Source organism: Streptomyces sp. NPDC052225, assembly GCF_040679615.1.
Classification (GTDB): Bacteria; Actinomycetota; Actinomycetes; order Streptomycetales; family Streptomycetaceae; genus Streptomyces.
In genome coordinates this window covers 339389-360344 of record NZ_JBFAVD010000002.1, presented here as the reverse complement: position 1 = coordinate 360344, position 20956 = coordinate 339389, and the positions used below count along the sequence as shown (strand labels likewise).

Here is a 20956-nt window from a genome sequence, read left to right as displayed (position 1 = left end):
CAGCTCAGCTCAGGGCCGGGCCTCGAAGCGGGCCGTCGCGTCCGGCTCGATGTTCTGGTTGTGCCGGAACACGTTCTCCGGATCGAGCGCCGCCTTCACCCGGGCGAGGCGCGCGTAGTTGCCGCGATAGCTCGCCCGCACCCGCTCCTGGCCCTCGTCCATCATCATGTTCACGTACGCGCCGCCCGCCGAGTACGGGTGCAGCGCCTCGAAGTAGTCGACGGTCCACCGCTTGACGACGTCGGCCCGCGCCGGGTCCGGGTCGACGCCCGCGTACACGCTCGCCCAGCGCGCGTCGCGGTAGCTGAACGCGGTGTCGCCGGGGCGTGCGTCGTGAGCGGCGCCGTCGATCGGGTACAGATGCATCGTCGACTGCATCGACGGGGACTGCGGCCCGAACTTGGCGTGCAGGGCGACCGCGTCGTCCGGGATGTCCTTGACGAAGTCGGCGCGCCAGTACCACTGGTGGCCCGGCGGGTAGAGCCCGTCGAACATCGACTGCATCACCGGGTGCGGCATCGGCCCGACCGCGTGCAGAAGAGGCGCGGGCAGCGCGTCGAGGAGCGGGGCCATCGCCCCGGTCGCCGCCTCCGGGTCACCGCTCGTGTGGCACCACACCACCCCGCACACCTTGCGCAGATGCAGTTCCTGCGGGAACGGCGGGGCCGGTGGGACGGAGCCGTACAGGAAGAAGCCGTTCACGTCGCGCGGCGCCGACGGCAGGAACTCCCGGTAGGCGGCGAGGACTTCGGCGCCCTGCTCGGCCGGCCAGAACGTCGGCCCGGCCACCACCGTGGACACCTCGTGCAGCCGGAACGTGAAGGACGTGACGACGCCGAAGTTCCCGCCGCCGCCCCGGATGGCCCAGTACAGGTCGGTGTTCTCGTCGGCGCTCGCCCGCACGAAGGTGCCGTCGGCGAGGACGACGTCCGCGGCCAGGATGTTGTCGACGGTCAGGCCGCAGCGGCGGGTGAGGTGGCCGAGGCCGCCGCCGAGCGCGAGGCCGCCGACTCCGGTGGTGGAGATGATGCCGCTGGGTGTGGCCAGGCCGTGTTCGTGCGTCGCCGCGTCGACCTGCCCCCAGGTCGTGCCGCCGCCGGCGCGGACGGTGCGGGCCGCCGCGTCGACCGAGACGGAGTGCAGCGCCGACAGATCGGCGACCACCCCGTCGTCACAGGTGCCGAGGCCCGCGCCGTGGTGGCCGCCGCCGCGCACCGCGAGCGGCAGGCCGTGCCGGCGGGCGAAGCCGATGACGAGCGCCACGTCGTCCGCGTCCGTGCAGTGCGCCACGAGCGCGGGACGGCGGTCGATCATGGCGTTGTAGACGGCGCGGGCCTCGGAGTAACCCGGATCGTCCGGGCCGGTCAACCGGCCCTGGAACCGGGTGAGTTCGCGCTGTGCTGCCTGTGCGGGCGTGCTGGACATGGATCCCCCGAAGCATGAGTGTGGTCCGCCCTGGGACGGGTCCCCCCTGTTCTACGGCCGTGGCGCCGCACCCGGCATGCGTGGCCGTCACCCACCTCATGTCCGGCGGATACCTACGTTTCGCCGTCCGGCGCGAGCCCGAGCGCCCGGGCCCGCTCGGCCGCCCCGCGCCGGGTCGGCGCGTCGAGCTTCTCCAGGACCGCGCGGACGTGGTTGTCGACCGTCCGCACCGAGAGGACGAGGCGGTCGGCGATCTCCGCGTTGGTGCGGCCCGCCACCAGGAGCCGTACGACCTGGAGTTGACGGTCCGTCAGTCCTGCCGGGTTGCGCCGGCTCGCCGCGTACGGGCCCCGCGGCACCCGGCGCACCCCCAGCCGCCGCAGCTCGGCCCTGACCAGACGGGACAGCCGCGCCGCGCCCAGCTCGTCCAGGACAGCGAGCGCGCCCAGCTTGACCGCCGGGTCCGGGCTCTCGGCGAGCGCGGCGGCATGCTCGTACGGGCAGCCCGCCTGCTGCCACAGCGTCGCCGCCTTGTCCCACTGGCCGGCGGCCTGAAGAGCGTACGGATGGCAGGAGTCGTCCGGCGCGGGCGCCCGGCCCGCCTTGGCGAGCCAGTAACCGAGCTCCGCCCGCTGCGGCGCCGCCGACAGGCGGCGGGCCTGCGTGTACGTCCACTCGGCCGCGGCGATCACCCCCGCGGGATCGCCGCGCAGCCACGCGGCCTCCGCGCGGGCCGCGGCCACCGGCGCCGTGCGCTGGAGCTCGCGCGTGCCGAGGGCGATCTCCCAGGCCTGGTCGAGGAGTTCGGCGCCGCCCGGCTCGCCGCGCCGGGTGCGGACCCGCGCGAGGACGGTGAGCGCGGGGCAGCGCGCGGGCGGGAAACCGTCCGCGCCGAGCAGCGCGTACCGCTCGGCCGCCGCCCAGTCACCGGCCGCGAACTCCCGCAGCGCCAGCTCCACATGGAAGTACGTGAGGAAGCCGAGGTGCTCGGCGCGGTCGGCGAAGTCCATGGCCGGGGCGAGGAACCGGTCGGCCTCGGCGAAGCGCAGCTGGTCGAGGAGGAACCAGATGATGTTGGCGTAGGCGCGGCACGCGTGCTCCGCCTCGTCCGCACCCAGCGCCACCTCCAGGCTCTCCTCCAACTGCCGTTGCCCGGCCGGGTCCCCGGAGCGCCAGCGGGCGGAGCCCACGTTGTTCAGGGCGTGCGAGAGGATCGCCGCGTCGCCCGCCCGGCGAGCGAGTCCGATGGCCCGTTCCCCGTAGCTGATGGCCTGCGCGTAGGCGTCCGACAGCATCCGCAGCTGCGCGGTGTTGCTGAGGGCGAGCGCCAACAGGCGGTCGTCCCCGGCCTGTTCGAGGACCTGGAGCGCTTCGCGGGCCGCCGTCCGCGCCGCGTCCGCGTCCCCGGCCCACCAATGCATGCGCGACAGCCAGCGCAGATCGGCGCCGAGCGCCCGCAGATCGCCGAGCGTGCGGCGCAGGCCCACCGCCTCGGTCTGCGCCGCGACCGCGGCCGACCAGTCCGCCACCGTATAGCTCTCCACCGCGAACTGCTCAAGGAGACCGGCGAGTTGCTCCGGGCCGTAGCGGGCCCGTTCGCGCAGGACGAGCCGCAGATGGGCGGCGGCCTCCCGGTGCGCGCCCGCGCGGGCCGCGTCCCGTGCGGCGTCGGGACCGTACCGGGCGATCGCGTCCCGGTCCCCGGCCGCCGCCGCGTGGTGCACGATCCGCGAGCGGTCGGCGTCCGGCGCCGCGATCAGCGCGGCCAGGACCGCCCGGTCCAGGGCGATGCGCCGGGCCGCGGGGAGCGAGTCGGCGAGGGCCCGCCGGATGATCTCGTGCCGGAACGCCACACGCTCGGGCGCCACCACGAGGAACCCGCCCTGCTCGGCCGCCGCGAGCGCCCCGTCACCGCCCGGCAGGAGCGCGTCGACCAGCCGCCGCTCCACCGCGGACGGCACCACGGCCAACTGCTCAAGGGCGTCCCGCGTGACGGCGTCGAGGCGGCGCAGCCGCGCCAGCACCGCGTCGACCACCGTCGGCGGCACCTCGCCCGTGCCGCCCGCGGCCACGACCTCGGCGACGAAGAACGGATGCCCCGACGTCGCCGCGTACACCTGCGCCGGATCGAGCCCGGCGGCGGCGCTGAGCACGGCGACCGCGCCCCGGGACAGCGGCGCGGGCCGCAGCCGGTGCACCCGGGCCGCGCCCGAGACCTGCCCGAGCAGCTGGCGCAGCGGGTGTCCCCGGTCCACCTCGTCGTCACGGTAGGTGAGGACCAGCACGGCCGGCAGCCGCTCGATGCGGCGGGCCAGATAGCGCAGCGCGTCGAGGGATGCCTCGTCCGCCCAGTGCACGTCCTCCACGACGAGCACCGCGGGGTGCGGCGCCCCGGCCAGTTCCGCGTACAGCGCCTCGTAGACCCGGTGCCGGTCCCCGGCGTCGCGCACCGCCCGCGCCAGCTCGGCGCCGACGCTCCCGACGAGATCCCGCAGCGGCCCCAGAGGGCGGCCGGTCGCCAGGTCGTCGCACTCGCCGACCAGCAGCCGCGCCCCCGGCGGCAGCACCCCGGGCAGCGCCCGCACCAGACTGGACTTGCCGATGCCGGCCTCACCGAAGACGAGCACCACGGAACCGGCACCGCCCGCGGCCTCCCGCACGGCGGCGGCCAGCCGCCCCAGTTCGAGATCCCGCTCGAGGATCCCCCCGTCCACGCCGGGATTCTCCCACCGGACGGCGGCCGCGGGAGCGCTGAGCGGCCCAGGTACGCACAACGCCCGACGCGCGCCGATGCGGGACGCTACGAAGGCGCGGGGCCGGTCCGCACGGAGCGCACCGCCGGGCCCACGGTGAACGACCCGCTGTAGGCCCGCGTCGCGCCGTCCTTGCTGACCAGCTCGATGGCGTACCCCTGGCCCTCGGGGACGTCGGGCAGCACGGTCGCCGTCTCGCCGGTCGGCCCGTCGCCGAGCTTCGACGCGAGCTGCACCACCCGGGCCGCCTCCCCGCGCACGAGCCACATGTCCACCTCCTGGCCGGTGGCGTTGTCCCAGGCGACGAAGAGGCTGCCGTGTGCCTGGTGCACGGAGCCGGCGACCGGCTCGGTGACGCTGAGCGCCGCGCCTGGTTCGGCGGCGGGGGCGAAGGCGAACAGCAGGGGAGCGGCGGCGGCCAGGGACAGGAATCCGGTGCGGCGCATGCGACGACCTCGTTCCGGGAGGAGAGGGGAGCGGTCATGACACTTCTGCCACCCGGGCAAGATCACGTAAGGCCGCGGCGGGTACCCCCACCCCGACGAGGGACGCCACTGTCCCCGAAGCGGTGGCCCCGGCAGGACAGAACGGCCGGGTCCGGGCATCCTCGCGCCCGCGCGCGAGGGCGCCGCCGGGCCGGGCGACGACGCGTGCGAGGATCTCCCGATGGCGATCGAGTACGTGCGTTTCCAGTCGGCGGTCCCGGACCAACACGGCCATTTCAAGGGCGTGTTCGGGCTGGTCAACAATCTCGGGCGCAGCGGGCGCCTCACCGAGGAGCAGGAGCGGTTCCGACGCGAGAACAACGCCTGGTTCGACGCGGCGTACACCGACCCGTCGACCGTGGACGCGTCGGTCTACGACCCGGAGGTCAACCCCGGCGCCGTGGCCTGGTTCAAGCCGACCGCGGTCCATCTCATCGACCGGGTCGAGGGCTACCTGGAGATCCTCTCCGCGCACGACGTCGCCTGTCACCGGGTCACGTCCGCCGATCCGGGGCAGGTGGTCTACGAGGACGACGTCCAGATCGTCGTCGTCCCGCAAACCGCATCAATGCCGCAAACTAGTGAGTAGAACGCATACGGGGGCCAGGGAGACGAGGTGAGCGCAGGATGACCGAGCGGAGCGACGACGTGGTCATGGGCGACGAGGTGTACCAGCCCGGCGACCCGGACGCGCGGGAGGACGAAGGCATCCTCGACGTGGAGGACACCCTGTACGACCGTGGCGTGGACCCGTACGACGAGGGGTGGTCGCCGCCCGAGCGTCCGCTGGGCGTGGAGCACACCGGCACGACCGCCGCCGAGCAGCACCACGGCGAGAGCCTCGACGAACGGCTCGCCGAGGAGAACCCGGACACCGCGCTGGAGGAACTGGAGGCCCTGGAGTCCGACGACGGCGACGGTGACGACGGCGTCGGCGACCTGCGCGACGGAGACGGGGAACCGCTCGACGACGAGGTCGGCGTGGCCCGGTCGGGACGCCTGGTGGCGGAGGACGAAGGCGCGCACGAGGACGCCGAGAAGGACATGCTGGCCATGGACGTCGGCATCGACGGTGGCGCCGCGTCGGCCGAGGAGGCCGCCGTGCACCTGGTCGACGAGGACGGCGACGCGGTGCTGTAGTTCCCGCCCCGGGTCAGTGGCCCAGGGCCGTGGACAGCAGCATCAGCCCGGCCGAGGCGAACGCCGTGAGCAGTGCGGCGGCCGGCGGGCCGATCGCGATGTCGTCCGCCGCGACCTGCCGCGCCGTCACGCCTATGCACGCCACACTGAAAGCTCCCAGGATCATCGCGACGATGATGAGCACGACCGGGTCCTCCTCGGGTTCGTGACCGTGCCGGGGCCGGTGGAGGCCCCGAACCGGCCTCCATCCTCGCGTGCGTCGCGGCGGGCCGCGACCGGGCGCTTACCGTGGAACCCGACGCACCGCACGACGAGCAGGGGGAGGACCGATGGACAACAGCACCTGGGTATGGCTGGCCGGGGTGGCCGCGCTCGTCATGCTGGTCGCCGCCGTGATCCTGCTGGTTCGCGTGTTCCGTGCCCGCAAGCTTCTGATGGACGCCGGCATCCCCGTCCGCGACAAGGCCCTGTTCTGGGCGGCCGTCGTCTACACGATCTCCCCGGTCGACCTGCTGCCCGACCCGATCTACCTGGACGACATCGGCGTCCTGCTCCTGGCGCTCAAGGCGCTGCACTCCGCCGCACGCAAGGCCGGACTCCAGCGCTGACCCGGGCGCACGACGTAGGGCGCAGCGCGAACCACGGCTCCATCCGGACACCGGGGTCGTCGAGATCGGCGGCGACCAGACGCGCGCGTGCCGATGCGCTGGCACACCGTGTTGCGGTGGATGCCTGGCGCCACCCCGGTGCGGCCCCAACTCCCGTGCGCCGCGCGCCAGTTGCGCAGCGCCTCGACGAGTGCGGGGGAGTCGAGCAGCGGGGTGAGGGCGGCCGGACCCGTGGCCTCGCGCCGATGCCCTGGCGACGCGCCCCGCCGGCCCGGCCGTCCTCGCGCACTGGCGCGAGCGCCTCGCCGGACGCGGAGAACAGGCGACCCGGACGCGGAGAACAGGCGACCCGGACGCGGAGAACAGGCGATACGGTCCGGTTCGGGCGCCGGGCGGGAACGGATCGACGGGCAGGAACTCGCCCTGTAGCAGCAGGTGTTGGCGGCGGTAGGCGCGGCGCCGCCGCCACACGCCCCGTCCTCCTGGGACAGGACGGTCCTCGCCTGCTGGGCCCGGTCGGCGTGGCCGGGCGTGATGCACTCGGCGCAGGGCGCGGGCGGCCTCGGCTACGGCTTCCCCGCCGCGCCCGGCGCCGCCGCGGCCGACCCGGGCACGCCCGTCCTCGCGGTCTCCTGCGACGGCGGCGCCAGCGTCACCCGGGCCGAACGTGGTCGTCCTGCCCGCACCGCTGCGGACGTTCGCGCCGACCCGGCCTTGGCTGACGCCGTCCCGATGCGCCCGCCCCGGCCGTGTTCGCGCGACCGGGGCGGAGCCATGTCCTGACCCGTGTCCGAACCCTTTACGGACTTGTCATGGGCAAGTAACCTCCTGCCGCGCATGCAAGAAGTTTCAGCAACTTTCTGAAGTCGTTTGAATGCTTCGGCCCCGAGGAGCCCCCCATGAGTCCCGTTCCGAGCCGCACCCCCAGACGCAGACACCTCGGGCGCCATCGATCGGCGGGCCTGGTGTTCGCCCTCCTGGCGGCCCTGCTGGCGACCGTCCTGCCCGGACTGCCGCTCGGCGGCGCCACCTCCGCCCGGGCCGCGAGCGCCTCCACCGCCACCGTCTACTACTCCACGTCCAGCACCAACTGGTCCGCGTACAAGCTGCATTGGGCGCCGACGGGCGGTTCCTGGACCGCAGTCCCGGGCGTCGGCATGGAAGCGGCCTGTACCGGCTGGGTGAAGAAGACCGTCGACCTGGGGGCGGCGACCACCTGGCAGGCGACGTTCAACAACGGCAGCGGCACCTGGGACAACAACGGCGGGAACAACTACCAGTTGGGGACCGGGACGATCACCGTCAAGGACGGCGTCGTGGCCCACAGCGACCCGTGCACGGACACCGATCCGGCGCCCGGCAACGCCGCCACGGTCTACTACAACACCTCCACTCTCAACTGGTCGGCGTACAACCTGCATTGGGCGCCGGCCGGCGGTTCCTGGACGACCGCCCCGGGCGTCCGCATGGAGCCGGCCTGTACCGGCTGGGTGAAGAAGACCGTCGACCTGGGCACCGCCACCACCTGGCAGGCGACGTTCAACAACGGCAACGGCACCTGGGACAACAACAACGGCGCCAACTACCAGCTCAAGCAAGGCGTTTCGACGGTCAAGAGCGCGACCGTCACGCAGGGCGCCAAGGATCCCTGCGCCACCGCCGCGCCCGACATCACGGCGCCCTCCGCGCCCAAGAACACCAAAGCGACCGCCACCGGCACCGCCATCGTCCTGAGCTGGGACGCCGCCACCGACGACACCGCGGTCACCGGCTACCAGGTCACCCGCACCGGCGGCAGCAAGGGCACCTCCGTCATCGCCACCACGTCAACCGTCTACTCCGACACGGGACTTGAGGAGAAGACCGCTTACACGTACACCGTCAAGGCGCTCGACGCGGCGGGCAACGTGTCGGACGCGAGCGGCGCGGCGACCGCGACCACCGGCGAGAAGCCCGCGCAGACCACCGGCACGCCGCTCGGCGGCGACCCGCGCAAGGACCCCATCTACTTCGTGCTCACCGCCCGCTTCTACGACGGCGACAGCTCCAACAATCGCGGCGGCAGCCAGCACAAGAAGACGGGCAACGAAGCCAACAACGACCCCATGTTCCGGGGCGACTTCAAGGGTCTCGTGAACAAGCTCGACTACGTCAAGGGCCTCGGCTTCTCCGCGATCTGGATCACCCCGGTCGTCCTGAACCGGTCCGACTACGACTACCACGGCTACCACGGCTACGACTTCTACAAGGTCGACCCGCGCCTGGAGTCCGCCGGCGCCTCCTACCAGGACCTGATCGACGCCGCCCACGCCAAGGGCATGAAGATCTACCAGGACGTCGTCTACAACCACTCCTCGCGCTGGGGCGCCAAGGGCCTGTTCACGCCGACCGTCTACGGCGTCCGCGACAGCCAGTGGAGCTGGTACTACGACCAGAAGCAGGACGGCTTCGAGTACGACGGCCTGACCGTCGAGCCGGTCTCCGGCAAGTCGTACTACAACGGCGACCTGTGGTCGAAGGACGAGCCGACCGGCAACACCTGCGTCAACTGGGGCAAACCCACCGGAGCGAAGAGCCCCGAGGGCTACACCATCTACAACTGCCAGTGGCCGAGCCCCACGTCGGGGATGTTCCCCAAGTCGCTCTACCACCAGTGCTGGATCGGCAACTGGGAGGGCGAGGACTCCCGTTCCTGCTGGCTGCACGAGGACCTCGCGGACTTCAACACCGAGAACGCGCAGGTGCAGAACTACCTCATCGGCGCCTACGACAAGTACATCGACATGGGTGTCGACGGCTTCCGTGTCGACACGGCCGTGCACATCCCGCGCGTCACCTGGAACCGCCGCTTCCTGCCGGCCATCGAGGAACGCGTCACCCAGCGGTTCGGGGCCGCCAAGGCCAAGGACTTCTTCGTCTTCGGCGAGGTCGCGGCGTTCGTCAACGACAAGTGGAACCGCGGCTCCGTGAACCACTCGGCGCAGTTCTACACGTGGAAGGAGCGCAAGGAGTACAGCGCCGACGACGAGAAGGCGGCCCTCGAACAGTACGACTACGAGGAGCAGTTGGGCACCGGCAACCAGCCGACCTCGACCAACGCCTTCCTGGAGGGCAACAGCTACCACACGCCCGACCACAGCAAGTTCTCCGGCATGAACATCATCGACATGCGCATGCACATGAACTTCGGCGACGCCTCCAACGCGTACAACAACGGAAAGGACTCCGACGACTCGACCAACGACGCCACCTACAACGTCGTCTACGTCGACAGCCACGACTACGGCCCCAACAAGAGCAGCGAACGGTACGCGGGCGGCACCGACGCCTGGGCCGAGAACATGTCGCTGATGTGGACGTTCCGCGGCATCCCGACGCTGTACTACGGCTCGGAGACCGAGTTCCAGAAGGGCCAGAAGATCGACTGCGGGACCACCTGCCCGCTGGCCACGACCGGCCGCGCGTACTACGGCGACAAGCTCGAAGGGACCGTCACCGCCTCGGACTTCGGCACCGTCTCCAGCGCCACCGGCGCCGTCGCCACCACCCTCGCCGCGCCCCTGGTCAAGCACGTCCAGCGGCTCAACCAGATCCGCCGGGCCGTGCCCGCACTCCAGATGGGGCAGTACTCCACGGACGGCATCTCCGGGAACATGGCGTACAAGCGCCGCTACACCGACGCGGCGACGGGCGTCGACAGCTTCGCGCTCGTGGCGGTCACCGACGGGGCGACGTACAAGGGCATCCCGAACGGGACGTACAAGGACGCCGTCACCGGTGACGTGAAGACCGTCACCGACGGCACCCTGACCGTGGCCGCGCCCGGCAAGGGCAACCTGCGGGTGTACGTGCTCGACCTGGGCGGCAAGAACGCGGCGCCCGGCAAGGTCGGCACGGCCGGCCCCTACCTGAAGTAGCAGCAGGGGGCGGGCTGTCGAGCCCGCCCCCTCGTCTTGTCGTGCGCGGCTCTCAGACCGTCGCCTGCCGGGTGTCCTCGACGCGGGCGGCGGTCTCGGCCTTCCGCTCGCCGAGCCGCTCGGTCGGCACCCGGTGCGTCTCGCGCGCGGTGAGCGCGGCGATCACCGGCGGCACGCACAGCGCGGCCGTGAACAGCGCCACCGCGGACCAGTCGTCACCGTCGGGGCCCGCGATCTGCGCCGCGAACGTCACCGCGAACCCGGCCACCGCGAAACCGATCTGCGTCCCGATCGCCATGCCCGACAGACGCACCCGGGTCGGGAACATCTCGCCGTAGAACGACGGCCAGACCGCGTTGGCCGCGCTGTAGACGACACCGAAGGCGAGGATGCCGAACGTGAACGTCAGCGCGTACGAGCCGGTCGAGATCGCCCACAGGTAGCCGAACATCAACAGCGCGCTGCCCGCGGCGCCCGCGAGGTAGACGGGGCGGCGGCCGATCCGGTCGGCGAGGCGGGCCCACAGCGGGATCGCGCCGAGCGCCACGAGGTTGGCGAGCGCGCCCACCCACAGCATGGCCGAGCGGTCCATCCCCACGGCGTCGCTCGTCGCGTACGACAGCGCCCACACGGTGAAGATCGTGGAGACCGACGCGACGAGCGCGCCGGCGATCACCCGCAGCACGTCCTGCCAGTGGTCGCGCAGCAGCACCACGAGCGGCAGGCGCGCCACGCCGTCGGACGCCTCGGACTGCCGCGAGAACTCCGGCGTCTCCTGAAGGGTGCGCCGGATGACGTAGCCGACGACGGCGACGACCACGCTCAGCCAGAACGGGATCCGCCAGCCCCACGACAGGAGTTGGTCCTCCGGGAGCGCGGCGATCGGCAGGAACACCAGCGTCGCCAGGAGCTGTCCGGCCTGCGTGCCGCTGAGCGTGAAGCTGGTGAAGTAGGCGCGGCGGTGCGGCGGCGCGTGCTCCAGCGTCATCGAACCCGCGCTGGCCTGCTCGCCGGCCGCCGAGATGCCCTGGAGGACACGGCACAGCACCAGGAGGACCGGCGCGAGGGAGCCGACCTGGTCACGGGTGGGCAGACAGCCGATCAGGAACGTCGACAGCCCCATCAGGATCAGCGTGAACACCATGATCTTGCGGCGGCCCAGCCGGTCGCCGACATGGCCGAGGAAGAACGCGCCGACGGGGCGGGCGGCGTAGGCGACACCGAACGTGGCGAGCGAGAGCAGTGTGGCGTTCGCCGGATCGGACTCGTCGAAGAACACCTTGGGGAAGACCAGCGCGGCGGCGCTGCCGTAGATGAAGAAGTCGTAGTACTCGAGGGCGCTGCCGATCCAGGCGGCGAGCGCGGCCTTGCGCGGCTGGCCCTGCAGGACGCGGGGCGGTGCGGCGGGGACGGACACACGGGCTCCTTCGGGGACGGAAGGACGACAGAAGCGGGAGGGCCGGAAGAGCGGAGGCGTGGGGCGTGGGGCGTGGGGCGCGTCCGGCTAATTAACCCACTGGATAGTTAGTAGTGGGTGGCTACGGATGTTGCGCCGGTGTTTCCCGCCTGTCAAGAGGTCGTACCGCAGGAGATGACGCGTCTAGTCCGCGGAACCGGCCGTCGTCAGATAGGCGATGACCATGTCCCCGAGCATCGTGCGGTAGTGCTCGCGCCGGTCCCGCGCCGTCAGATCGCGGCCGAACAGGGCGCCGAAGGTGTGCCGGTTGGAGACCCGGAAGAAGCAGAACGAGCTGATCATCGCGTGCAGGTCCACGGCGTCCACGTCCGCCGTGAACGTGCCCTCGGCGCGGCCCGCCTCCAGGATCCGCCGGATCACGTCGATCGCGGGCGAGTTGAGGGAGCTGAGCGTCTCGGACGCGGCGATGTGCTCGGCGTCGTGGATGTTCTCGATGCTCACGAGCCGTATGAAGTCCGGGTGGGCCTCGTGGTGGTCGAACGTCAGCTCCGCGAGCCGGCGGATCGCGGAGACCGGGTCGAGGTGCTCGACGTCGAGATCGCCCTCGGCCTGCCGGATCACCGCGTACGAGCGCTCCAGGACGGCGGTGAACAACTGCTCCTTGCCGCCGAAGTAGTAATAGATCATCCGCTTCGTGGTGCGGGTGCGGGCGGCGATCTCGTCGACGCGGGCCCCGGTGTACCCGGCGCGGGCGAACTCCTCCGTGGCGACCTTGAGGATCTCGGCCCTGGTGCGGGCGGCGTCGCGGATGCGGCCCTCGCGTCGCGCCGGCTCTTCGACAGTGGTCATCTGGATCCTTCGGGCGGGCGGACGGCTGGCCTGTGCAGCGATTGTAGAAGCAGCGCCGGCGGCCGGCCGTGCGCCGGCTCTTCCCCTGCGGCGCCTCGCTTTGATATGAGTAACGAACCAGTTCGTACATTAGCCGGGCGCTGAACCCTCGAACCCGGCCAGGAGGTCCCACGTGCCCCACCAGGACTCGTATCTCGTCGGCCTGATCGGAGCGGGTATCGGCCCCTCGCTCACCCCCGCCCTGCACGAGCGCGAGGCGGACCGCCAGGGCCTGCGCTACCTGTATCGCCTGCTGGACATCGACGCCATCGGGATGCGCCCCGAAGCCGTGGGGGAACTGCTGCGCGCCGCCCGCGACACCGGCTTCGACGGACTGAACATCACCCACCCCTGCAAGCAGCTCGTCATCGAACACCTCGACGCGCTGTCCCCGCAGGCCGAGGCGCTCGGCGCCGTGAACACCGTGGTCATCGCCGACGGCCGCGCCACCGGGCACAACACGGACGTCACCGGGTTCGCCGCCTCCTTCGCCCGCGGCCTGCCCGACGCCGCCCTCGAACGGGTCGTGCAGCTCGGCGCCGGGGGAGCGGGCGCCGCCGTCGCCCACGCCGTCCTGACCCTCGGCGCCGGACGGGTCACCGTCGTCGACCCCGCCCCCGAGCGGGCCGCCGCGCTCGCCGACACCCTCGACCGGCACTTCGGCGCGGGCCGCGCCGTGCCCGCCGCACCCGGGGACCTCGCCGCCGTGCTCGCCGACGCCGACGGCATCGTGCACGCCACCCCGACCGGCATGGCCGCCCACCCGGGCCTGCCGCTCCCCGCCGAGCTGCTGCACCCCGGACTGTGGATCGCCGAGGTCGTCTACCGGCCGCTGGAGACGGAGCTCGTCACGACCGCCCGCGCCCTCGGCTGCGCCGTGCTCGACGGCGGCGGCATGGCGGTCTTCCAGGCCGTCGACGCGTTCCGGCTCTTCACCGGCCGCGAGCCCGACGCCGACCGCATGCTCGGCCACTTCGCCGACCTCACGTCCGCGAGCGCGGAGTCGGCCCGCTCGGCGGCAGTCGGCCGCCTCTCCTGACGTCCTCCTGTCGCGCCTCCCGGAAGGAACCCGTCGTGCGCACCTCCATCGCCACCGTCTCCCTCAGCGGATCGCTCACCGAGAAGCTCACCGCCGCCGCCCGCGCGGGCTTCGACGGCATCGAGATCTTCGAGAACGACCTGCTCGCGAGTCCCCTCACCCCCGAGCAGATCCGCGACCTCTGCGCCGACCTCGGCCTGAGCATCGACCTCTACCAGCCGATGCGCGACATGGAGGCCGTCCCCGACGACGTCTTCGCCCACAACCTGCGCCGCGCCGAGCACAAGTTCCGGCTCATGCGCAGGCTCGGCGCCGACACCGTCCTCGTCTGCTCCAGCGTCTCCCCGCTCGCCTTGGACGACGACGCCCTCGCCGCCGGCCAGCTGCGTGAACTCGCCGAGCTCGCCGACGGGTTCGGGATCCGCGTCGCCTACGAAGCGCTCGCCTGGGGCCGGCACGTGAACACGTACGACCACGCCTGGCGCATCGTCGAGGCCGCCGACCACCCGGCTCTCGGCACCTGCCTCGACAGCTTCCACGTCCTGGCCCGCGGCAGCGACCCCAAGGGCATCGAGGACATCCCCGCCGAGAAGATCTTCTTCCTTCAGCTCGCCGACGCCCCGCTGCTCGCCATGGACGTGCTCCAGTGGTCCCGCCACTACCGCTGTTTCCCCGGACAGGGCGGCCTGGACGTCGCCGGGCTGCTGCGGCACGTGTTGCACGCCGGATACACGGGGCCGCTGTCCCTGGAAGTGTTCAACGACGTGTTCCGGCAGGCCGAGGCCGGGCCTGCCGCCGTCGACGCGCTGCGCTCCCTGATCACCCTCCAGGAGGCCGTCGGCGCCGGTGAGCTGCCCGGGCCCGTCGTCCCCACCGGGATCGCCTTCGCCGAACTGGTCACCCCCGACGTCGAACCCGCAGCCGCGCTCCTGTCCGCGCTCGGCTTCACCCGCACCGGACGCCACCGCGGCAAGCCCGTCGACCTGTGGGAGCAGGGCGACGCCCGCGTCCTGCTCAACACCGGGCCCGCCGCCCGCCGCGACGGCACCGTGCTCGCCGCCATCGGCCTGGAGACACCCGACCCGGCCGCCGCCGCCCGCCGCGCCGAGGCGCTGCTCGCCCCCGTCCTGCCGCGCCGCCGCGCCACCGGCGACGTCCTCCTCGACGCGGTCGCCGCCCCCGACGGCACCGAACTCTTCTTCTGCGCCACCGGAAGGCCCGAACTCCCCGACTGGAAGGGCGACTTCGAGCCCACCGGCGAGCAGACCGCCGACGCCGAGGCGCGGGGCATCGGAGCGGGCGTGCGGGGCATCGACCATCTCGCCCTCACCCAGCCCTGGCACCAGTTCGACGAGGCGATCCTCTTCCACAGCGGCGTCCTCGGCCTCGACGTCCAGGAGAGCGTCGACGTCGCCGACCCGTACGGGCTCCTGCGCAGCCGCGCCGTCTCCACCCCGGACGGCGCCGTCCGCATCGCCCTCGGCGCCGGCCCCGCCCCCGGCGACGACCAGGACCGCGCCCAGCACATCGCGCTGACCACCGGCGACGTCGTCTCGGCCGCCCGCCGCTTCCGCGCCGCCGGCGGACAGCTGCTCCCGATGCCGGGCAACTACTACGACGACCTCGCCGCCCGCCTCACCTTCGAGCCCGGCGAACTGGAGACGTACCAGGAGCTCGGCATCCTCTACGACCGCGACGCCCACGGCACGTTCCGGCACTGCTACACCCGCACCGTCGGCCGTGTCTTCTTCGAACTCGTCCAGCGCGACGACGGCTACCGCGGATACGGCGCCCAGAACGCCCCCGTACGCCTCGCGGCGCAGCACACGCTCGCGGGATGACGGCGCGCCCGCCCGCCCCGGTGCGCACGGCCGGGACGGATGGGGTTCGATGGACGGGTGCGAGACGAGGAGCGGACCCCACGACATGACGACGACCCGGCGTGCGAGCGCGGCCCGGTGCGGGCCGGCGATCCGCTGACCGGACTGCTCGACCGGGTGCGCGCACACCTGCGCGACCTCGACGACGGCGAGCCCGCCTCCTACATCCCGGAGCTGGGACGCGTCGACCCGACCCTGTTCGGGCTGAGCCTGTGCACGCTCGACGGCCAGGTCTACGGCAGCGGGGACACGGCCGTGCCGTTCACCGCGCAGTCCGTGTCGAAGCCGTTCGTGTTCGCGCTCGCCCTCGCCGACCGGGGCGTCGACGACGTCCTGGCCAGGGTCGGCGCCGAGCCCAGCGGCGAGGCGTTCAACTCGATCCGGCTCGAACCCGGTACCGGACGGCCGCCCAACCCGATGGTCAACGCCGGGGCCATCGTGACCAGTTCACTCGTCGCGGGCGCCACCCCCGACGAGCGGTTCGCCCGCATCCTGGACGGGCTCGGCGCCTTCGCCGGGCGGCCCCTCGCCGTCGACGAGGCCGTCTTCGCCTCCGAACGTGCCACCGGCGACCGCAACCGCGCCCTCGCCTACCTCATGCACAACGCGGGCTCCCTCACCGGCGACGTCGAGGAACAGCTCGCCGTCTACTTCCGCCAGTGCTCCGTCCTCGTGACCTGCGACGACCTCGCCGTCATGCACGCCACGCTGGCCGGCGGCGGCGTCAACCCCGTCACCGGCGAACGCGTCGTCGCCCCGCGCCACGCCCAGCACGTCCTGGCCGTCATGGCGACCTGCGGCATGTACGACGCCTCGGGCCAGTGGATGCTGCGCGTCGGCATGCCCGCCAAGAGCGGGGTCTCCGGCGCGATCGGCGTCGCCCTTCCCGGCCAGTTCGGCATCGGCGTGTTCAGCCCGCCGCTGGAGGAGAAGGGCAACAGCGTGCGCGGCATCGCCGCCTGCCATCTCCTGTCCGACCAGTTCGGGCTGCACCTGATGCGGGCCACCGCCCCCGAGCGCCGCCCGCTGCCGCCGCGCTCCCTGCATCCCTCGCCGCTGCGCTCCCTGCGCCACCGCCCGCGCGACCAGCGCGCCGCCCTCGACGCCCACCCGGACCGCATCCGCGTCCACGTCCTCCAGGGCGACCTCGACTTCGCCACCGCCGAACAGACCCTGCGCGCCGCGCGTGAACTGGCGTCCGCCGTCGGCTGGTTCGTGCTCGACCTCACCCGGGTCGGCCGCATCGAACCCGTCGCCGCCGACCTGGTGCGCGCCCTCGGCGAGGACCTGCGCGGGCGCGGGGTGCGGATGGTGCTCGCCGACCCCGACGAACGCCAGCCGATGAGCCGCACCGGCGACGAGTTCCCCGACCTCGGGCGCGCCCTGGAGACCTGCGAGGACGCGCTCCTGGCCGAACTCGGACTCGACCCCGGCGCGCCCGTGCCGCTCGCCGACTGCGACCTGTTCGGCCGCGCCGACGCCAGGCTGCGCACGGCCCTCGCCGACGCCTTCGGCACCCGGCACCTCGCCGCGGGAGAAGCCGTCGAGACCCCCCGCGCGCCCCGGGCCGACCTGAGCGACCGCATCGTCCTCTGGTACGTCGAGTCCGGCCGGCTCGCCGTCCGCGCCGACGCCCCGGGCGTCGTCGTCCGCCGCACCTGGTCCGCGGGCCCCGGCGCGGCGCTCACCCCCGCCGACTTCCCGCCCCGCTTCGCCCGTCAGGTCGTCGCCGAGCGCGACACGGTGTGCCGCACCCTCACCGCCGCGGGCCTGGTCGAGCTGCGCACCCAGGTGCCGGAGGCGGTGGCGTTCCTGGAGCGGGCACCGCTCGACGGTGCCGACACCGTGGAGCGGCCGGTCGTCTGACCGTCACGAGGGGGGGAGCGGCCGGTCCTCCGACCGTCACGAGCGGGGAGCGGCCGGTCCTCCGACCGTCACGAGGTGCGGCGCCGCCTGCGCGCCGCGACCTCCTGCGGGTCGATCTCCGGGTGCGACCAGCGGGCCGCCAGGGCCAGGGACTCGGCGCGGCCGTCGGCGACATGGGCATGCGCCACGGCGGCCGCGCGGTCCGCGTCACCGGCCGCGATCGCCGCGTACAGCTCCTCGTGCTCGGCGCACTGCCGGGCCGGGTCGCGCTGCGCGGTGAGCCGGAACAGCCAGTGCGTGCGCGCTTCGAGGGGCCGCATCATGTTCGTCAGGAGCGGGTTCGCGGACAGCTCCACGATGTCGGTGTGGAAGCCCGCGTTGGCGGCGGCGATCGCCGTGCGGTCCTGCTCGCGGGTCGCGGTGCGCGCGGCGTCGAGGCGGGCGGCGAGCCGCGCGAGCCCGTCGGCGTCCGACCGCTCGGCCGCGAGCCGCGCGGCCAGGGACTCCAAAGATTCCCGTACGTCGAAGAGGTCGCGGACGTCGGCCGGGGTGAACGGCGCCACCAGCGCGCCCCGGTGCGGCACGAGCAGCACGAGCCCCTCCGCCTCCAGGCGGCGCAGCGCCTCGCGCAGCGGGATGCGGGAGACCTCGAGGTCGGTCGCCAGATCCCGCTCCACCAGGCGCTCGCCCGGCTGGAGTCGGGCATCGAGGATGCGCCGCCGCAGCGTGTCGTACGCACGGTCGCGCAGCGAACCGCGCCCCGCGCCCGCCGGGCCTGCCGCTGTCGCTGTTCCTGCCACCAAGGGGGTCCTCCGCTCCATCGCGGTTCCCACAGTAAGCGGACCGGGCGCGCGGCACCGCACTCCTAACCGGGCGCTAACAAGCGGGAAACACGGGGATCCCAGACTGAGGGCGCGTAACGGTATACCGCTAACGGGCCCGCGGGCCCCTCCCTCTGGAGGCACCTCAGTGGCACTCACCCCCTCCCGACGTGCGGGCGCACTCCTCGCCGCCGGCTGTCTGGCACTGCTCACCGGCTGCGGCGGCGAGTCCGCGGCGAAGGGCGGCGACTCCGGCTCCGGTGCGCTCAAGGTCGGCGTGCTGTTCCCCGGTTCGCTCTCCGACGACGGCTTCATGGAATCGGCCCACCGCGGCTACCAGCGGGCCGCCAAGGACCATCAGGGCAAGGTCGCCTTCAGCAAGGTCGAGCAGGTCCAGGCCGCCGACTACGAGCAGGCCCTCGTCCGCTTCGCCACCACCTCCGACCTGGTCATCTCGCTCGGCGGGCAGACCGACGCGGACGTGCGCAAGGTCGCCGCCCGGTTCCCGAAGGTCAAGTTCGCCGAGATCGGCGGCCCCGCCGACGGCAAGCCCACCGCCAACCTCGCCCTCTACGACCCGCAACAGGCCCAGGCCGCCTATCTCTCGGGCGCAGCCGCCGCGCTGCTGTCCCAGAAGAACACCGTCGGCTTCGTCGGCGGCGCCGAACTGCCCGCCATCGTGAATGCCGCCAAGGAGTTCGAGCGCGGCGCGCAGCAGGCGAAGCCCGGCGTGAAGGTCCTCGCGCCGCAGTACGTCGGCGACTTCAACGACGCGGCGAAGTCCAAGCAGTCCGCGCTCGCCGACTTCGGCGCGGGCGCCGACGTCCTCGGCCAGATCCTCAACCTCGGCCACAAGGGCCTCGCCCAGGCCGCCACCGGCCGCGGCGGCCGGCTCATCGGCGGCCCCATCGCCCACCCCTGCGGCAGCGAGAAGGCGTACGCCGGATACGTCGAGACCGACATCGGCGCCGAACTCGAATACGCCACCGACCAGTTGGTGAACGGCACCTGGAAGGCCGAGGCCGTCCACTTCGGGCTGACCTTCGAGAAGCCACAGAACGACCTCGTGCTCTGCGACGGCGCCGACCCGGCGGTGACGAAGAAGCTCGACGCCATCAAGGCGAAGCTCGTGTCCGGGAAGATCACGACCCGATGACCGGGCCGGCCCTTGAGGTGTCCGGGCTCGCCAAGTCCTATGGCGCGCTCCGGGCGTTGGACGGCGTCGACTTCACCGTCGAGGCCGGTACGGTGCACTGCGTCCTCGGCGAGAACGGCGCCGGCAAGTCGACACTGTGCCACGCCATCGGCGGCTCGCTCACCCCGGACGCGGGCGCACTGCGCCTGTACGGCGAGGTGTACGCGCCGCGCCGGCCCGCCGACGCGCTCGCCGCCGGTGTCGCGATGGTGCACCAGCACTTCAGCCTCGTCGCCACCCTGACCGTCGGGGAGAACCTGCGCCTCCTGCGCCTGCCCGGTCTACCGGAGCGGATCGCCCGGGTCCGTGACACGTACGGGCTCGACCTCGAACTGGACGCCGTTGTCGGGGAGTTGCCCGTCGGGGTGCGCCAGCGCGTGGAGATCGTCAAGGCGCTGCTGCGCGAGCCGCGGCTGCTCGTCCTCGACGAACCCACCGGCGTGCTCGGCCCGGCCGAGACCGACGCGCTGCTCTCCACGTGCCGGCGCATCGCCGACGCGGGCCGCGCCGTCGTCCTCGTCACGCACAAGCTCGGCGAGGCCGTACGCGCCGGGGACGCGGCCACCGTGCTGCGCGGCGGCCGTGTCGCGGGCGGCGGACCCCTCGCCGAACTCCCTGCCGAGCGCCTGGTGCCGCTGATGATCGGCCGCCCGGTGGCAGACCTGGACGCGGCCCTCGCCGGGGCCGTCGGCCTCAGCGGGCCCGGCGCGCGGGAGTCCGGGGCGCGTGAGCGCCCCGCCGAGGACGCGCTGCGGCTCAGCGGCGTCACCGTGCGCCGCGCCGACGGCACCCACGCCCTCGACGGGGTCGAACTCGCCGTCGGCGCCGGGGAGATCGTCGGCGTGGCCGGGATCGAGGGCAACGGGCAGAGCGAGCTGATGGCCGTGCTCGGCGGCGCCCTCGCCCCGGGTGGCGGACGGATCGAACTCGCCGGAAGGGACGTCACCGCGGCGGGCCCGGCCGCCCGCGCCCGCGCCGGACTCGGCGTCGTCCCCGAGGACCGGCACCACGAAGGCTGCGTACCGGCGCTGTCCGTCGCCGAGAACCTGCACCTCGGGCGGCTGCGCGACTTCCGGCGCCTCGGCGTCCTCCTGGACCGCCCGGCCCTGGCCCGCGCCACCGCCACGGTCCTGGACGACCACGGCATCCGGGCCGCGGGTCCGGGCGCGCCGATGGCCTCACTGTCCGGCGGCAACCAGCAAAAGGTCGTCCTGGCACGGGAGTTGGCCCTCGCACCACTGGTCTGCCTCGCCGCGGCGCAGCCCACGCGCGGCCTCGACATCGGCGCCGTCGACGCGGTCCACACCCGCATCCGCGAAGCCGCAGCCCGCGGCGCCGGCGTCCTGCTCCTCTCCGCCGAACTCGACGAACTCCTCGCCCTGTCCGACCGCGTACTCGTCGCCTACCGGGGCCGCCTGCTCGGCCCTGTCGACCCGCGCGAGCCCGGCGCCCGGGAACGGATCGGCGAGCTGATGGTCGGCACGGCCGCCTGAGCACCTGCCTTCGAACCCCCGCCCCGACC

16 protein-coding genes and 2 pseudogenes are annotated in these 20956 nt (G+C 73.1%); 10 read left to right on the top strand and 8 right to left on the bottom strand.

Annotated elements, in window-relative coordinates:
• Positions 1–9 precede the first annotated feature (9 nt).
• From AB0L37_RS04850 to AB0L37_RS04840, 3 genes are all read right to left on the bottom strand, one after another.
• Entirely contained in the window at positions 10–1425 is a 1416-nt protein-coding gene (locus tag AB0L37_RS04850; RefSeq protein WP_365500149.1) for an FAD-binding oxidoreductase, read from the bottom strand.
• A 113-nt stretch (positions 1426–1538) separates the two neighbouring features.
• A complete protein-coding gene (locus AB0L37_RS04845) occupies positions 1539–4139 on the bottom strand; it encodes an AAA family ATPase (RefSeq protein ID WP_365500146.1) in 2601 nt (866 codons plus the stop codon).
• Between the two features lie 86 nt (positions 4140–4225).
• Entirely contained in the window at positions 4226–4624 is a 399-nt protein-coding gene (locus AB0L37_RS04840) for a Ser-Thr-rich GPI-anchored membrane family protein (protein ID WP_365500143.1), read from the bottom strand.
• Between the two features lie 220 nt (positions 4625–4844).
• Here AB0L37_RS04840 and AB0L37_RS04835 point away from each other — a divergent pair, with 220 nt between their 5' ends.
• A complete protein-coding gene (locus AB0L37_RS04835) occupies positions 4845–5252 on the top strand; it encodes a hypothetical protein (protein WP_365500140.1) in 408 nt (135 codons plus the stop codon).
• A 38-nt stretch (positions 5253–5290) separates the two neighbouring features.
• A complete protein-coding gene (locus AB0L37_RS04830; protein ID WP_365500137.1) occupies positions 5291–5803 on the top strand; it encodes a DUF5709 domain-containing protein in 513 nt (170 codons plus the stop codon).
• Positions 5804–5816: 13 nt separating this feature from the next.
• Here AB0L37_RS04830 and AB0L37_RS04825 read toward each other — a convergent pair whose 3' ends face one another.
• A complete protein-coding gene (locus tag AB0L37_RS04825; RefSeq protein WP_365500134.1) occupies positions 5817–5987 on the bottom strand; it encodes a hypothetical protein in 171 nt (56 codons plus the stop codon).
• Between the two features lie 145 nt (positions 5988–6132).
• Between AB0L37_RS04825 and AB0L37_RS04820 the strand changes: the two genes are divergently transcribed.
• Positions 6133–6411, top strand: coding sequence for a YkvA family protein (locus tag AB0L37_RS04820; protein WP_365500131.1), 279 nt, complete (start codon positions 6133–6135; stop codon positions 6409–6411).
• Here AB0L37_RS04820 and AB0L37_RS04815 read toward each other — a convergent pair.
• A pseudogene (locus AB0L37_RS04815) lies at positions 6365–6629 on the bottom strand (helix-turn-helix domain-containing protein); the annotation flags it as partial. The gene AB0L37_RS04820 and the pseudogene AB0L37_RS04815 overlap by 47 nt on opposite strands.
• Positions 6630–6804: 175 nt before the next feature.
• On the opposite strand from AB0L37_RS04815, the pseudogene AB0L37_RS04810 reads away from it, so the two are divergent.
• Both AB0L37_RS04810 and AB0L37_RS04805 read left to right on the top strand, forming a co-directional pair.
• Positions 6805–7077, top strand: a pseudogene (locus AB0L37_RS04810) (thiamine pyrophosphate-dependent enzyme); the annotation flags it as partial.
• A gap of 233 nt (positions 7078–7310) precedes the next feature.
• Positions 7311–10328, top strand: coding sequence for a carbohydrate binding domain-containing protein (locus AB0L37_RS04805; protein WP_365500128.1), 3018 nt, complete (start codon positions 7311–7313; stop codon positions 10326–10328).
• 52 nt (positions 10329–10380) lie between these two features.
• Here the strand turns inward: AB0L37_RS04805 and AB0L37_RS04800 are convergent, their stop codons facing one another.
• Both AB0L37_RS04800 and AB0L37_RS04795 read right to left on the bottom strand, forming a co-directional pair.
• Complete coding sequence (locus AB0L37_RS04800) at positions 10381–11745, bottom strand: MFS transporter (protein ID WP_365500125.1); 1365 nt, start codon at positions 11743–11745, stop codon at positions 10381–10383.
• Between the two features lie 183 nt (positions 11746–11928).
• Positions 11929–12594: a TetR/AcrR family transcriptional regulator gene (locus tag AB0L37_RS04795; RefSeq protein ID WP_365500122.1), complete on the bottom strand. Its 666-nt coding sequence runs from the start codon at positions 12592–12594 to the stop codon at positions 11929–11931.
• 172 nt (positions 12595–12766) lie between these two features.
• On the opposite strand from AB0L37_RS04795, the gene AB0L37_RS04790 reads away from it, so the two are divergent.
• The 3 genes from AB0L37_RS04790 to glsA are packed head-to-tail and all read left to right on the top strand — an operon-like array spanning position 12767 to position 17418.
• Positions 12767–13672, top strand: coding sequence for a shikimate dehydrogenase (locus AB0L37_RS04790; protein ID WP_365500120.1), 906 nt, complete (start codon positions 12767–12769; stop codon positions 13670–13672).
• A 35-nt stretch (positions 13673–13707) separates the two neighbouring features.
• Positions 13708–15513: a TIM barrel protein gene (locus AB0L37_RS04785; protein ID WP_365500117.1), complete on the top strand. Its 1806-nt coding sequence runs from the start codon at positions 13708–13710 to the stop codon at positions 15511–15513.
• A 57-nt stretch (positions 15514–15570) separates the two neighbouring features.
• Positions 15571–17418: a glutaminase A gene (glsA, locus tag AB0L37_RS04780; protein WP_365500114.1), complete on the top strand. Its 1848-nt coding sequence runs from the start codon at positions 15571–15573 to the stop codon at positions 17416–17418.
• A gap of 68 nt (positions 17419–17486) precedes the next feature.
• On the opposite strand, the gene AB0L37_RS04775 is transcribed toward glsA, so the two are convergent.
• Positions 17487–18218, bottom strand: a complete 732-nt coding sequence (locus AB0L37_RS04775; RefSeq protein WP_365500111.1) for a GntR family transcriptional regulator — start codon at positions 18216–18218, stop codon at positions 17487–17489.
• 169 nt (positions 18219–18387) lie between these two features.
• Between AB0L37_RS04775 and AB0L37_RS04770 the strand changes: the two genes are divergently transcribed.
• On the top strand, positions 18388–19395 hold the full coding sequence (locus AB0L37_RS04770) for a BMP family ABC transporter substrate-binding protein (RefSeq protein WP_365500108.1): 1008 nt from the start codon (positions 18388–18390) through the stop codon (positions 19393–19395).
• The gene (locus tag AB0L37_RS04765; RefSeq protein WP_365500105.1) at positions 19392–20927 is read left to right on the top strand and encodes an ATP-binding cassette domain-containing protein; all 1536 of its coding nucleotides are present in this window, start codon (positions 19392–19394) and stop codon (positions 20925–20927) included. Before AB0L37_RS04770 ends, AB0L37_RS04765 begins: the two co-directional genes overlap by 4 nt.
• The last annotated feature ends 29 nt before the right edge of the window (positions 20928–20956 follow it).